A 13,921-nucleotide genomic window follows, 5' to 3' on the forward strand; every position below is an offset into this window, starting at 1 on the left:
CTCAATTCAATGTCCGTACTTGTCGTCGGATCTGTAGCGCTGGACTCGGTCGAGACACCATTCGGCAAGGCCGATGACGTGCTCGGTGGATCAGCAACCTTTTTCTCCGCCGCCGCGAGCCTGCTCACGCCGGTACAGCTCGTCGGCGTCGTCGGCACGGATTATCCCGTCGAGAAGCTCCAGCCGCTGGCTGACCGCGGGGTAGATCTCTCCGGTCTCGAGCACGCGGAAGGCCCGTCGTTCAGATGGAGGGGACGCTACAGCCACGACCTCAACTCGGCGGAGACGCTCGAGACACACCTGGGTGTGTTCTCGCGCTTCAGTCCGAAGATTCCCGAGCAATTCCGCAATGCGCCGTTCGTCTTTCTCGGCAACATAGACCCGCGACTGCAGCTCGACGTGCTGAAGCAGGTCGAGCGGCCGCGCCTCGTCGCCTGCGACACGATGAATTTCTGGATACAGAGCCGCCGTCCGGATCTGATCGAGCTGCTCTCACACGTGGATCTCGTCACGCTCAATGACGGTGAAGCGCGACAGCTGACCGAAAAGGTGAACCTCGTTCAGGCCGCGAGATGGATCATGGACTGCGGGCCGAAACACGTCATCATCAAGAAGGGCGAGAACGGCGCGTTCATGTTTAACCGCGAGAGCATCTTCTTCGCCCCTGCGTTTCCTCTCGAGAACGTCTTCGATCCCACCGGAGCGGGCGATTCGTTCGCCGGCGGATTCATCGGATATCTCGCGCGCACCGGCGACCTGAGCGAAGCGAACATGAGGCGCGCGGTGATGTACGGATCGGCGATGGGATCGTTCGCCGTGGAGAAGTTCTCGACCGAGCGCCTGATGACGCTGACGCGCGAGGAGATCGCGGCACGCATCGGAGACCTGCGTAAGCTCGTGGCGTTCGAGGAGGAGCTGCCCGCTTGACCGCCGATGCGCTCCACTACCGGAGTGCGGGCGTCAATCTCGACGCCTCTGACGACGCCAGGTCGCGAATCGCGAAGCTCGTCGCCTCGACGCGCACTGCGGGATCAGTCGGAGCGTTCGGCGGATTCGGCGGGATGTTCCGGATGCCCGCCGGGATGCGGTCTCCGGTGCTCGTGTCGAGCGCCGACGGCGTCGGTACCAAGATCAAGGTGGCGATCGAGTCAGGACGCAACGATACGGTCGGCCACGATCTCGTCAATCATTGCACGAACGACATCCTGGTCCAGGGCGCGCGGCCGCATTTCTTTCTCGATTATGTCGCATTCGGCAGGCTGGACCCGGTTGTCCTCGAAGCTGTCGTGGCGGGAGTCGCAGCCGGCTGCCGCGAGAACGAGTGTGCTCTCGTCGGCGGAGAGACGGCCGAGATGCCCGGACTTTATACGCCGCCCGATTACGACCTCGCCGGATTCATTGTCGGCTCGGTCGAGGAGGACGCCGTCCTCGGCGTCTCGCGCGTAATGACCGGTGATGTGCTCATCGGGCTCGAGAGCTCGGGACTTCATACCAACGGCTATTCACTGGCGCGGAAGATCGTTCACGAGCGGCTGAAGCTCGGCTACGACGCAGCTTTCCCGGACATGGACGCGTCCGTCGCCGACGTAATGCTGGCAATCCATCGCTCGTATCTTCGCGCGCTCGAGCCCGTGCTTCCGCGAATTCACGCGATGGCGCACATCACCGGAGGCGGACTCCCCGGTAACCTCGATCGCGCTCTTCCGCAGTCGCTCGACGCGATCATTGATGCGGGAAGCTGGGAGGTGCCACCGGTCTTCACGGTTCTCGAGGCGGCGGGGAATGTGCCGCGTGACGAAATGCTGCGCGTCTTCAACATGGGTGTCGGCATGGTTGTGATCGCTGATCGCCGCGAGGCCGACGCCATTGTTGGAAGCGCGCGCGTCGCCGGAGTGGTCGGCTGGGTCATGGGCGATGTCAGAGAGGGGAACGGTGAGGTCCGGATTGGCTGACACCGCTTCCATGGCGCGCTCCGCCAACGTCACCTCCTTCGGGAGAATGAAGCCGGAAGATCTGGATGCCGCGCGCATGGACATGGCGCTGGCCATCGCGCAGCGCGGATGGGGGCAGACTGCACCGAATCCGATGGTTGGTGCGGTGGTATTCAACGGCAATGAGAAAGCCGGCGAGGGATTCCACGCCCGGTTCGGAGCTCCGCACGCCGAAGCGATGGCCCTGGCGGATGCGGGGGGTCGTGCGCGCGGCGGCACGCTCTACGTCAATCTCGAGCCGTGTAACCACATCGGCCGCACACAGCCGTGCACTGACGCGATTATCGCCGCGGGAATCGCGCGCGTCGTCGCGGCGATGCCCGATCCGAATCCCGTCGCCTCCGGTGGCGCTCAACGGCTGCGGGCGGCGGGCATCGCTGTGGACTTCGGCGTTCACGAGCGCGAGGCGCGCGAGCTGAACGCGCCGTTCATCCATCGAATGACCTCCGACCGTCCGTGGGTTACGCTCAAGCTCGCGCTTTCGCTCGACGGCGCGATCTCCGGCGCGCATTCCGGCGCGCATCGCACGAAGGGCTGGCTTACCAACGAACAGTCGCGCGCGGTGGTTCAGAGAATGAGAGCCAACTCTGATGCGATCGCGGTCGGAGCGCAAACGGCCATCGCCGACGATCCGAAACTCACCGCGCGAACCGATCCACCGCCGCGCGTGCTGCCGACGCGCATCGTGTTCGACCGCTCGGCGCGCCTTTCGCCCAAGACCGTGCTGGCGCGCACCGCACGCGACATTCCGACGCTGCTTGTCACATCGTCATCCGTCACGCTTCCGCCAGCACTCGCGCGCCTCGGCGTGGATGCCATTCCTGCGCACGACCTCGGCGAAGCGCTGAGGACGCTCAGGGAACGCGGCGTCAACTCGCTGCTCGTGGAAGGCGGAGCCGGCCTCGCCGCTTCGTTTCTTGCGGGCGGCTACGTCGATCGCCTCGTGATTTTCAGAGCGCCTGTCATACTGGGTGACGGGGCCCTGGGTGGATTTTCCGGCATCGCGGCGCAGGAGCCCGACCATGCTCCACGATTCGAATTGATCGACGTCCGCGCGCTCGGAGACGACGTGATGACGGTTTACTCCGTGAGGCGGCCGTAGATGTTCACCGGCCTGGTGGACGGCGTCGGCACTGTCTCCGCAGTGACGGGAACCGACGCTGGAATTGAGCTCCGCATCGAATGCGCGTACGACGATCTTGCGCCTGGTGAAAGCATCGCCGTGAACGGAGTCTGTCTCACGGTGCTCGACTGTGGCGCCGGATGGTTTACCGCCGCGGCGATGGTGATGACGATGAGCCGCACCGCGATCGGGGACTGGATGCCGGGCCGCAGGGTCAACCTCGAGCGAGCGATGCGCGCCGACAGCCGATTCGGCGGCCACATCGTCCAGGGCCATGTTGACGGGGTTGGGACGGTGAAAAGGACGGCCCGCCTGGATGACACCTTGCTGCTCGATGTGACCCTCGACGCAGGCCTCGCCGAAACACTCGTTCTGCACGGCTCCGTCGCCCTCGACGGGGTCAGCCTTACCGTCAACCGCCTCGACGGTGATAAGTTGCAGGTGGCGCTCATAGACTACACCTTGCAGCACGCCGCCCTCGGCGACCTGAAAGAGGGCTCCAGGGTGCACGTCGAGACAGATGTCATCGGGAAGTACGTCCAGAGACTCGTCGCGCCGTACCTGAACCGGAAACCGCCTCCGGGCGGCCCAGGGGCAACGTAATGCAATTCGGAAGCGTCGAGCAGGCGATCGCCGACATCAGGGCGGGCAAGCTCATCCTCGTCGCGGATGATGAAGACCGCGAGAACGAGGGCGATCTCATCTGTGCCGCCCAGCTGGTGACGCCGGAGCTCATAAATTTCATGATCAGAAAGGCCGGCGGATGGATCTGCCTGGCCCTCACCGGCGAGCGCGCCGACCAGCTTCAGCTCCCGCAGCAGAGCGAGGAGAACACCGAGGAGCAGCGCACCGCCTTCACTGTCAGCATTGATGCCGCCGCGCGGTTCGGTGTCACGACCGGCATCAGCGCGCAGGATCGCGCCAGGACGATCCATGTTGCGGTGGATCCGGCGACTGTCCCTGCGGATCTCAGGCGGCCCGGACACATTCCGCCGCTTCGCGCGAGGGATGGCGGCGTTCTCCAGCGCGTCGGACACACCGAAGCGGCGATAGATCTGGCGAGACTCGCCGGTCTCTATCCGGCTGGAGTCGTCTGCGAGGTCCTGAACGAGGACGGCACGACATCGCGCCGTCCGCAACTCGAAAAATTCGCCGCCGAGCATGGGCTCACTTTCATCACGGTGGCTCAGCTCGTCGCGTATAGACTTAAGTCCGAGCGTCTTGTGCACCGCGTCGCCGAGGCGCGCCTGCCGACCGAATTCGGCGTGTGGCGCGTGATCGGATACCGGAACGATGTAGACCACCACGAGCACATTGCGCTGGTGTTCGGTGACATCGCCAACCTCGAGGAGAGCGTGCTCGTCCGCATGCATTCCAAGTGTCTCACCGGCGACGTCTTCCACTCGCTGCGTTGTGATTGCGGATGGCAGCTGAATACGGCGATGCAGATGATATCCGATGAAGGCCGGGGAGCGATCGTGTACCTCGACCAGGAAGGCCGCGGGATAGGTCTGCTCAACAAGCTCAAGGCCTACGAGCTCCAGGACACCGGAGCCGACACGGTCGAAGCCAACGAGCAGCTCGGCTTCAAGCCCGACCTGCGGAATTACGGGATCGGTGCTCAGATCCTTCTCGATCTGGGCCTTCGCCGCATCCGTCCGGTGACGAACAACCCGCGCAAGCTCATCGGGCTCGAGGGTTACGGCCTGCAGGTGGATGACCGTGTTGCGATCGTCCCCGAGCCGACGGCGGAGAACGCCGGTTATCTGGACGCCAAGCGCGACAAGCTCGGTCACCTGCTGGCGTCGTGAATGGCTGAGCTTTCGGGAACCCCGGTCGGATCCGGCCGGCGGCTGGCCGTCGTCGCCAGCCGGTTCAATGAAATCGTCACGCGCGCTCTCGTGGATGGCGCGCTTGACGCGCTCGTCCGGCACGGCGCCGCCTTCGACGACATTGACGTCATCTGGGTGCCCGGCGCGTGGGAGCTGCCGCTCGGTGTTCGCCGCGCGATGGCGAGTGAGCGCTACGATGCTATCGTCGCGCTCGGCGCCGTTATCCGCGGTGACACTCCGCACTTCGACTATGTTGCCGGCGAAGCGTCACGCGGTCTCGCCGATGCGTCACGCGACTCCGACATCCCGCTCGGCTTCGGCCTGCTCACCTGCGACACGATGGAGCAGGCGATGGCCCGCTGCGGTGGAGAGCACGGCAACAAGGGATGGGATGCCGCCCTTGCCGCGCTCGAGATGACCGACCTGCTCGACCAGCTGGACGTGACCGATGAGGGTTGAGTCCCGCGGGCGCGCTCGCGCGTTGCAGGCCCTCTATGCGTGGGATCTTCGCGCGGGCGAGGATCTGACGCGGGTGGCGTTGAAGGTCTGGGATGACCTCGCGGTCAGCCCCGAAGAGAGAAATTTCGCCGGCGGCATCGTGCGCACGGTCGCCGCGTCGCATACGCAGCTCGACGCCGATCTCATGGCGGTCACCGACAACTGGCGTCTGGAGCGAATCGGAGCCATCGAGCGGTCCGTCCTTCGCCTCGGCGCGGCGGAGCTGCATCGCGGAGAAGCGCCCCCGCGAGTCGTCATTCAAGAGGCGGTGCGGCTTGCCGAAAGGTTCGGAACAGCCGCCAGCGCGCGCTTCGTCAATGGCGTTCTCGACGCATACGCCCGGCGGGCCGGCGTGCTGTAGTGCGGATTCTCGTCGTCAACTGGAACGATCGGGAGAATCCGTTCGGAGGGGGTGCCGAAGTCCATCTGCATGAAATCTTCGGCCGCCTGGCTGCACACGGTCACCGGGTGGACCTGCTTGCGAGCGGTTGGAAGGGTTGCTCACCGCGCGCGTTTCTCGACGGCATAGACGTTCATCGCACGGGTACGCGGTACTCCTTCCAGTTTCTCGCCCGGCGCTACTTCCGCGAGCGACTCGCGCAGCAAGGCTACGACGTGCTCATCGAAGACCTGAACAAGATTCCCCTGTACACGCCGCGGTGGTCCGGGCCGCCTGTAGTGGCGCTTGTCCATCACCTGTTCGGAGCGACAATCTTCCGCGAGGCGCCAGTCCCGATGGCGGCCGCCGTGTGGCTTGCCGAGCGCGGCATTCCGCTGGTCTATCGCGATCGGCCGTTCGAGGCGGTGAGTGAAAGCACCGCTGATGATCTGGTCGCTCGCGGCATACCGCGAGAGAGCATCAGGGTGATATATAACGGTATTGACACGACATTCTTCACTCCGTCGTCCGGCTCGCGCTCTCCGCGGCCGCTCTTCGGATACGTGGGGCGTCTCAAGCGATACAAGGGCGTGGATCTCATCCTGCGGGCGTTCGCGAAGCTGGACCGCGACGATGCGCGGCTCGAAATTGCCGGAGCGGGGGATTATCGCGACGAGCTCGAACGGCTCTCCGCGCAACTTGGTGTGTCGGACCGCGTGCGATTTCCTGGCTTCATCTCACCGGAGGAGAAGCGGAGCCTCATGCGTCGCGCGTGGGCCACGGTTTTCGCGTCGCCCAAGGAGGGATGGGGGCTGACCAATCTGGAGACAGCAGCGTGCGGCACGCCGGTGATCGCCAGCGACTCCCCGGGCCTTCGCGAATCGCTCGTGGATGGGGAGACGGGGATTCTCGTGCCACACGGGGATACGCGGGCTCTCGCGCAGGCGATGGGCCGGATCACCGATTCCGCTGACCGCGTTGAAGCGATGGGAAGCGCGGGCAGGCGTTTTGCCGAACGGTTCACGTGGGACCAGTCGGCAGACAACACTCTATCGCACCTGCAGGAAGTGGTGCAGCGAGGCACTCAGCAGTGGAAATAATTTTTCACGCCCACCATGCGAACGTCTCCGAGCGCATGCGCAAGCGCGCCGAGGCAGCCGTGCGCCGCGCCGGACAGAGACTGGCGCGGGCGGTTGACGCGATCATTCGCTTTGAGCAAGATGGACGCGTGAAGCGAGTCGAAATTGTTCTCCACGCCCCCCGGCAGCGGGATCTTGTAGCGCGCGGCGAGGCGCCGTTCTTCGGCCCCGCCTTCGCCAGCGCCATGGAGCGATTGTCCAGCCAGATCCGGACGCTGCGCAGCACCCGCAGGACCGCTCAGCGCGTCCCAGCGGCGGGGAAGGCGGCCACCGCTTGAGCCAAATGCTCACCGTCGGGCAGTTTCTCGAACGCACCGGAGAGTCGCTCAGTCTCCGCGACATCGGCGACGGCGTCGGTCTCGAGCGGACTATTCCCAACTCCGACATCTCCAGTCCCGGGCTGGCTCTCGCCGGTTACATGGATCGCTTCGTCGCCGAAAGGCTGCAGGTGCTGGGAGAGACGGAAATCACCTATATCGCGTCTCTCCCGAGGGCGGAGCGGAACAGGATTCTGGAGAGCTTCTTCAGCTTCCAGATGCCGGCGGTGATCGTCACGAAGAACCAGGAGCCGCCGGATGGATTGCGCGCCGCGGCTGCGGCGGCCGGTATTCCGCTTCTGCTGACGCGGCTCAAGACGGCCGAGTTCTACCGGCGCATCAAGCCGGTGCTCGAAGGAGAGTTCGCCGAGACGACGACGCTCCATGGCTCGCTCGCCGACGTCTTCGGCGTGGGTCTCTTCTTCACCGGCCAGAGTGGAATCGGAAAATCCGAATGCGTCCTCGATCTCGTCGAGCGCGGCCACCGTCTCGTCGCCGACGATCTGGTGATCACAATCCGCCGCGGAAACGACGTTCTGATCGGAAAGGGACACGAGCTCCAGCGCCATCACATGGAGATCCGAGGCATCGGCCTCATTGATATCCCGTCCATCTTCGGTGTACGGGCCGTCCGCCAGCAAAAGCGCATCGAGGTGGTAGTGCGCCTCGAAGAATGGGTCCAGAGTGCGGTCGTGGACCGCACCGGACTCGACACCGAGACCACGACGATCCTCGGCGTCCAGATCCCGCTCATCACAGTTCTCCTCAATCCCGGCAAGAACATCACCGTCATTGCCGAGGTGATCGCGCTCAACCATCTCCTGCGCTACTCGGGAATCAATCCCGCCGAGGCATTCAATCAGCGGCTGATCGGGCGCATGCAGCAGGCGGCGGCTGGAAACGTGCGGGAATATCTGCAGGAAGATGACGAATAACGCGGAGGGAATCGCCGCCGACTCATCGCCGCCGCGTCCGCGCGCCATAGTTGCCGGCCACGGCGATTTCGCCACCGGGCTCATCAGTGCGGTCCAGCAGATCTCCGGCCTGGGCGACGTGTTTCTGCCCCTCTCCAACGCCGGCCTGAGCGCCGAGGACATCGAGAACAGGTATCGCGAGGAGGCCTCCGCGTCCGGAGTCCACGTGTTCTTCACCGATCTGCCCGGCGGGAGCGCGACGCTCGCGGTGAGGCGCATCATGCGGGTGGACCCGGAGATGGTTCTGATAACCGGTGCGAACCTCGCGACGCTGCTCGAGTTCGTGTTTCAGCCCGACTCCGACCCGCGCGAGGCAGCATTGCGTGCGGCGGAAAAAGGAAAGGCCGCTCTCGCCGTATTCGGGGGGCCGTAATGGCGATCGCGCTCTGTCGCATTGACGACCGCCTCATCCACGGACAGGTGGTCGTCGGATGGGGCCAGCCGCTCAACATCGGCTTCATCGTCCTGGTTGACGACAACGTCGCGACCTGCGACTGGGAGCAGGACCTCTACCGGATGGGCGTGCCGCCGGAGATGGACATCATCTTCAACGATGTCGCCACGGCGGTCAGGAATCACGCCGCCTACGTCTCTGATCCCCGGCGAGGCATTCTCGTCACGCCGGACATCGCAACGATGCAGCGACTCGCCTGGGCACTCCCCGGAATTCGCGAGGTGAATATCGGCGGAATCCATCACCGCGCGGGGAGAGTGCAGAAGCTGCGTTACGTCTTCCTCGCACCGGAGGAGGAAGCACAGTTGCGCGAGCTTGTCTCCGCCGGGCTTCGTATCACGGCGCAGGATGTCCCTGCTGCGCGGGCCGTTCCGGTGAGTGAGGTGCTCGCCGATCCGTCTTCGGGAGAGAAGTCGGCGTGATTCTCATGGATCTTCTTCCTGTTGCAATCCTCGGCGGATTTCTCGGCATGGACGTCGTTACGTTTCCACAGGCGATGATCTCACGGCCGATTGTCGCGGCCACGGTTGCCGGGGCGTTCATCGGAAACGCACCCGCGGGATTGATGATGGGCGTCGTGCTCGAGCTCCTCGCGCTCGAAATGCTGCCGTTCGGCGCATCACGGTATCCGGAGTGGGGCTCGGCAAGCGTCGTCGGCGGAGCTCTCTATGCGGCGTTTCCCGGCGATCCGGCGGGTGCCCTTGCCGCCACGCTGCTCGCGGCTCTGGTCACGGCGATGCTGAGCGGCAAGAGCATGGTATGGCTGAGACGCCTGAACGCATCGCTCGCCATGCGAGAGAGAGACGCGCTCGACAGCGGATCGACCGACGCGGTGACAGGGTTGCAGCTCTTCGGTCTCACCGCCGACCTGATCCGCGGATTTCTCGTTACGCTCGTCGCGATGGTGGCATTCAGCCCATTGATGCGCGCAATCGTCGGCACGTGGGGAACCGATGCGCGATACTCGCGCGGCGCTGTCGTGGCGATCGTCGCGGCGGTATCTGCGGGAGCGATCTGGAAGATTTTTCACAGCCTGCCGCTCGCGCGCCTGCTCTTCGTCGCGGGCCTCTCTCTGGGTGCGGTGATCCTGGTGACGCGATGACGGGCACGCTCCACACGGGACGGGGGAGCGAGGCGATCCGGATTCCTTTCGGAATCTGGATGCGCATGTATCTCCGGTTGTTCGCGGTCCAGGGATCGTGGAACTACGAGACGATGCTCGGCAACGGCATCGCGTTCTGCACGGAGCCGGCCCTCCGTCTTCTTCCAGGCGGCATGAAGGGAGCGCGCTATGCGGAAGCGCTTGGCAGGCAGGCGAAGTACTTCAACGCCCATCCGTATCTCGCCGGCGTCGCCGTCGGCGCGCTCGCTCGTGCGGAGCTCGACAGCGTTCCCGCGGCTCTCATCGAGCGGTTTCGCACGGCGCTCGCCGGCCCGCTGGGCAGTGTCGGCGACAGGCTCGTCTGGGCGAGCTGGCTTCCGCTGTGCTCTTTGATCGCGCTCGGCGCATATGGGCTCGGCGCGCGCCCGGTTCAGGTCGTCGCTATTTTTCTGGTGATCTACAATCTCGGTCATTTCATCCTCCGCGCCTGGGGACTGCGAGTAGGCTTTCAGCGGGGACTGCAAGTGGCGGATGCGCTGGGCCACCCCGTTTTGCGGAGAGGGCCGCAGTACGTCGGTACCGCGGCGGCGTTGCTGGCCGGCATCGCCATTCCGCTCGCCGCGCGCGAGGTAATCGGTGGTAGTCGCTCTCTCTCGGCGGAGATCATTCTGCTCGCGATCGGCGGTGGTTTGCTGCTCGCGCGGTTCGGAGAGCGGGTCGAGGGGTGGCGTCTGTCGCTCGCGGTGCTCGCGCTGTTCGTTCTCTTCTCGGTGACTCGTTGATGGCTGAACGCAGCGTGCAGATCGTGAACAAACTCGGCATACACGCTCGGCCGGCGGCAGAGATCGTCAAGACGGCTTCGCGGTTTCGGAGCAGCATCACGATCATCCGCGAGGATCTCGAGGTCAACGGGAAAAGCATCATGGGCGTGATGATGCTCGCTGCGGAGTGCGGCTCGGCGATCCTCATTCGTGCGGACGGCGAGGACGCCGGCGCCGCGCTCGACGCTCTTGCCGCCGTCGTCGCTGACGGATTCGGGGAATAGTGCGCGACCACTCATCTCCCGAAGGCAAACTGGTCGGGATGCCCGCGTCGCCGGGCATCGTGATCGGCCCGGTGCATCTGCTCCTCTGGGAAGTGCCGGAGGTGCCGAGCCGTATCGTCACCGACGAATCCATCCCGGACGAGATCGCCCGCCTGCATGGTGCCCTCGAACAGGCGAAGCAGCGGCTGATCCAGGTCAAGCACCGAGTCGAGAAGCATGCGGGTCCCGAGGAGGCCGCGATCTTTGACGTGCAGATCGCGATTCTCTCCGACGTCCAGCTCATAGACAGCGTCGAAACGCTGATCCGCCAGAATCTGGGCGCCGAGAAGGCCTTCGATCTCGTGTTGATCGAATGGCGCCAGAACTTCGCGCGGCACACGCAGCCGATGATTCGCGAGCGCGTAGGCGATCTGACGGACGTGCAGATTCGCGTCCTCTCCATCCTGCTTGGCCTCCCCGACCATGACCCGGTGGATGCGACGAAGGGAAGGAACGCCATCCTCGTCACGCACGATCTGACACCGAGCCTGACAGTGCAGCTCGACCGCGACGCGATCGCGGCGATCGCGACCGACGCGGGCACGCGGACATCACATGTCGCGATTCTCGCCAGATCGCTCGGGTTGCCCGCCGTGGTGGGACTTCGCGACGCGACGCTGCGGCTGCGCTCCGGCGAGGATGTAATTCTCGACGGCTCGTCGGGCGTCGTGATCGTCAATCCGTCGGCTGCTCAGATCGCCGCGTACTCCGACCGCGCGACTCGCGAAGAAGCGGACACGGCCGAGCTGCAGGGACTCGTGGATGCCGAGCCGGTCACACTCGACGGAGTGCGGATTACGCTCAGGGCGAATGTGGATCTGCCCGAGGAGGCGGAAGCGGCGGCGCGTTCGGGCGCGGAAGGAGTTGGGCTGATGCGCACCGAGTTTCTGGTCGTAGGTCGCGCGACGATGCCCGACGAAGAGGAGCAGTATCGCGCCTACAGGCGAGTCGTGGAGGCGTTCGGCGACAAGCCCGTGGTGATCCGGACATTCGACATCGGCGGCGACAAGCTGCCAGTAGGCGGCTATCCGACGGAGGCGAACCCGTTTCTCGGCTGGCGCGCGATCCGAATGTGCCTCGATGAGCCCGAGCTCTTCAAGACGCAACTGAGGGCGCTGTTGCGCGCGGCGATGCACGGCGATGTGCGAATCATGCTTCCGCTCGTCGTGACGGTGGATGAAGTGCGGCAGGCACGGCGGCTGCTCGAGGAAGCCGCCACCGAGCTCGACGCGCGCAGCGTGGATTACCGGCACGATCTGCCTCTCGGCGTGATGGTGGAGACGCCGGCGGCGGCGTTGGCCGCGGACACGCTCGTGAACGACGTGGCGTTCTTCAGCATCGGCACCAACGATCTGGTGCAGTACACTCTCGCGGTGGACCGGGGCAACGCGAACCTCGCGAGCCGTTTCACTCCGCTGCATCCGGCCGTGCTGAGGCTCATTCGGCGTACGGTCGAAGTGGGGCACGATGCCGGGCTCGAGGTGAGCGTGTGCGGAGAGATGGCGTCGCAGCCGATCATGGCGTTCGCCCTCATTGGGCTCGGCGTGCGGCAGCTGAGCGTCGCGGGGCGGTCAGTGCCTCTGGTCAAGCGCATCCTCCGCGGAGTGAGCGCGAGCATCGCGGCCGAGGCGGCGAATGCGGCGCTGGCGACTCAGACGGCGCGCGAAGCGGAGCGCGAGCTGCGCAGCCGCCTTCTCGCTGCGTTCGGTGACGCGGAGTTTCTGCGCGACGGGTTGCCTGAGTACGTGGACGGGAATACGTTTGAGGGATTCGGCGGACCTTAAGACCAATGCCGGCACGAATCGTACGGCGTGCCCGCAGTCCGCTTCTCCCTGTCCCAATCCTGAGGGATATCGTGCTCGATCGACATCTATTCACCTCTGAGTCAGTTACCGAGGGTCACCCCGACAAGGTAGCTGACCAGATCTCGGACGCCATTCTCGACGCCATCCTGGCGGACGATCCAGTCGCGCGCGTCGCGTGCGAGACGCTCGTGACAACCGGACTGGCCTGCATTGCCGGCGAGATCACGACAACGACCTACGTTCCTTTCTCCGACATCGTGCGCTCGACCATCGAGCGCATCGGCTATACGGATGCGACTTTCGGATTCGATTTCAAGACCTGCGCCGTGATCTCGACGATCGGACGGCAATCGCCCGACATCAAGCGGGGTGTGGATACCGGCGGAGCGGGGGATCAGGGGATGATGTTCGGCTACGCGTCGGATGAGACTCCCGAGCTGATGCCGATGCCGATCGTTCTCGCGCACGGGCTGACGAAGCGGCTGGCGGATTGCCGTCGCAACGGCAGCGACTGGCTTCGCCCGGACGGCAAGTCGCAGGTGACCGTCGTGTACGAGGACGGCGTTCCCGTCGCCGTTGATACGGTCGTTATTTCCACCCAGCACGACGACAAGATCAGCAACAAGAAGCTTTTTCAGGCGATCATAGCTGACGTCATCGAACCTGTTATCCCCAAAGAGCTTAGACCAAAGGACATAAAGTATCACATCAACCCAACCGGGCGATTCGTGATCGGCGGCCCGCAGGGCGACGCCGGACTCACCGGGCGCAAGATCATCGTGGACACGTACGGTGGAATGGGGCGTCATGGCGGCGGCGCTTTCAGCGGAAAGGATCCGTCGAAGGTGGATCGCAGCGCGTGCTATGCGGCGCGCTGGGTGGCCAAGAATATCGTCGCGGCCAAGCTCGCGCGGCGCTGCGAGGTCCAGCTGGCATACGCGATCGGTGTTGCGCACCCGGTATCGGTGATGGTGGATACGTTCGGGACGAATACCGTTCCCGAAGCGGCGATCATGCGGGCCGTCGGCGAAGTGTTCGACCTCACGCCGCGCGGCATCATGGCGGACCTCGAGCTTCGCAAGCCGATCTACGAGAAGACCGCTGCATACGGCCACTTCGGGCGCGACCCGGAGAAGACCGGAAGCGGCAAGCGCGGGCGCACCTTCTTCACATGGGAGCGCACCGATCGTGTGAAGCAGCTCCAGAAGGCCGTGAAGCCGTAG

At 64.7% G+C, this 13,921-nt stretch carries 17 protein-coding genes; all 17 read left to right on the forward strand.

Annotated elements, in window-relative coordinates; translation table 11 throughout:
- The first annotated feature begins 9 nt into the window (after nucleotides 1-9).
- From Q7S20_01095 to metK, 17 genes are read left to right on the forward strand one after another with little or no spacing between them, the layout of a single operon-like run.
- Nucleotides 10-927: a PfkB family carbohydrate kinase gene (locus Q7S20_01095; protein MDO8500422.1), complete on the forward strand. Its 918-nt coding sequence runs from the start codon at nucleotides 10-12 to the stop codon at nucleotides 925-927.
- Nucleotides 924-1,952 (forward strand): phosphoribosylformylglycinamidine cyclo-ligase, encoded by a 1,029-nt coding sequence (gene purM, locus Q7S20_01100; protein MDO8500423.1) that lies wholly within the window; start codon nucleotides 924-926, stop codon nucleotides 1,950-1,952. Before Q7S20_01095 ends, purM begins: the two co-directional genes overlap by 4 nt.
- Nucleotides 1,945-3,093 (forward strand): bifunctional diaminohydroxyphosphoribosylaminopyrimidine deaminase/5-amino-6-(5-phosphoribosylamino)uracil reductase RibD, encoded by a 1,149-nt coding sequence (gene ribD, locus Q7S20_01105; GenBank protein ID MDO8500424.1) that lies wholly within the window; start codon nucleotides 1,945-1,947, stop codon nucleotides 3,091-3,093. Before purM ends, ribD begins: the two co-directional genes overlap by 8 nt.
- The gene (locus tag Q7S20_01110) at nucleotides 3,094-3,717 is read left to right on the forward strand and encodes a riboflavin synthase (GenBank protein ID MDO8500425.1); all 624 of its coding nucleotides are present in this window, start codon (nucleotides 3,094-3,096) and stop codon (nucleotides 3,715-3,717) included.
- Nucleotides 3,717-4,925 carry a bifunctional 3,4-dihydroxy-2-butanone-4-phosphate synthase/GTP cyclohydrolase II gene (locus Q7S20_01115; GenBank protein ID MDO8500426.1) on the forward strand — a complete coding sequence of 403 codons (1,209 nt, stop codon included), beginning with the start codon at nucleotides 3,717-3,719 and terminating at the stop codon, nucleotides 4,923-4,925. The genes Q7S20_01110 and Q7S20_01115 overlap by 1 nt, the downstream gene beginning before the upstream one ends.
- Nucleotides 4,926-5,405, forward strand: a complete 480-nt coding sequence (ribH, locus tag Q7S20_01120) for a 6,7-dimethyl-8-ribityllumazine synthase (GenBank protein ID MDO8500427.1) — start codon at nucleotides 4,926-4,928, stop codon at nucleotides 5,403-5,405.
- Nucleotides 5,395-5,805 (forward strand): transcription antitermination factor NusB, encoded by a 411-nt coding sequence (nusB, locus tag Q7S20_01125; GenBank protein MDO8500428.1) that lies wholly within the window; start codon nucleotides 5,395-5,397, stop codon nucleotides 5,803-5,805. Before ribH ends, nusB begins: the two co-directional genes overlap by 11 nt.
- The gene (locus Q7S20_01130; GenBank protein MDO8500429.1) at nucleotides 5,805-6,923 is read left to right on the forward strand and encodes a glycosyltransferase family 4 protein; all 1,119 of its coding nucleotides are present in this window, start codon (nucleotides 5,805-5,807) and stop codon (nucleotides 6,921-6,923) included. Before nusB ends, Q7S20_01130 begins: the two co-directional genes overlap by 1 nt.
- Complete coding sequence (locus Q7S20_01135) at nucleotides 6,914-7,240, forward strand: HPF/RaiA family ribosome-associated protein (GenBank protein ID MDO8500430.1); 327 nt, start codon at nucleotides 6,914-6,916, stop codon at nucleotides 7,238-7,240. The genes Q7S20_01130 and Q7S20_01135 overlap by 10 nt, the downstream gene beginning before the upstream one ends.
- Nucleotides 7,241-7,245: 5 nt before the next feature.
- Nucleotides 7,246-8,214 (forward strand): HPr(Ser) kinase/phosphatase, encoded by a 969-nt coding sequence (gene hprK, locus Q7S20_01140; GenBank protein MDO8500431.1) that lies wholly within the window; start codon nucleotides 7,246-7,248, stop codon nucleotides 8,212-8,214.
- Nucleotides 8,204-8,626, forward strand: coding sequence for a hypothetical protein (locus Q7S20_01145; GenBank protein MDO8500432.1), 423 nt, complete (start codon nucleotides 8,204-8,206; stop codon nucleotides 8,624-8,626). The genes hprK and Q7S20_01145 overlap by 11 nt, the downstream gene beginning before the upstream one ends.
- Nucleotides 8,626-9,129: a PTS sugar transporter subunit IIB gene (locus Q7S20_01150; protein MDO8500433.1), complete on the forward strand. Its 504-nt coding sequence runs from the start codon at nucleotides 8,626-8,628 to the stop codon at nucleotides 9,127-9,129. The genes Q7S20_01145 and Q7S20_01150 overlap by 1 nt, the downstream gene beginning before the upstream one ends.
- Before the next feature lie 5 nt (nucleotides 9,130-9,134).
- The gene (locus Q7S20_01155) at nucleotides 9,135-9,809 is read left to right on the forward strand and encodes a PTS sugar transporter subunit IIC (GenBank protein ID MDO8500434.1); all 675 of its coding nucleotides are present in this window, start codon (nucleotides 9,135-9,137) and stop codon (nucleotides 9,807-9,809) included.
- Complete coding sequence (locus tag Q7S20_01160; GenBank protein ID MDO8500435.1) at nucleotides 9,806-10,591, forward strand: PTS system mannose/fructose/sorbose family transporter subunit IID; 786 nt, start codon at nucleotides 9,806-9,808, stop codon at nucleotides 10,589-10,591. Before Q7S20_01155 ends, Q7S20_01160 begins: the two co-directional genes overlap by 4 nt.
- Nucleotides 10,591-10,854 carry an HPr family phosphocarrier protein gene (locus tag Q7S20_01165; GenBank protein MDO8500436.1) on the forward strand — a complete coding sequence of 88 codons (264 nt, stop codon included), beginning with the start codon at nucleotides 10,591-10,593 and terminating at the stop codon, nucleotides 10,852-10,854. Before Q7S20_01160 ends, Q7S20_01165 begins: the two co-directional genes overlap by 1 nt.
- Nucleotides 10,854-12,677 carry a phosphoenolpyruvate--protein phosphotransferase gene (ptsP, locus tag Q7S20_01170; protein MDO8500437.1) on the forward strand — a complete coding sequence of 608 codons (1,824 nt, stop codon included), beginning with the start codon at nucleotides 10,854-10,856 and terminating at the stop codon, nucleotides 12,675-12,677. Before Q7S20_01165 ends, ptsP begins: the two co-directional genes overlap by 1 nt.
- Before the next feature lie 5 nt (nucleotides 12,678-12,682).
- Nucleotides 12,683-13,921 (forward strand): methionine adenosyltransferase, encoded by a 1,239-nt coding sequence (gene metK / locus Q7S20_01175; protein ID MDO8500438.1) that lies wholly within the window; start codon nucleotides 12,683-12,685, stop codon nucleotides 13,919-13,921.

Source organism: Gemmatimonadaceae bacterium, assembly GCA_030647905.1.
Classification (GTDB): domain Bacteria; phylum Gemmatimonadota; class Gemmatimonadetes; order Gemmatimonadales; family Gemmatimonadaceae; genus UBA4720.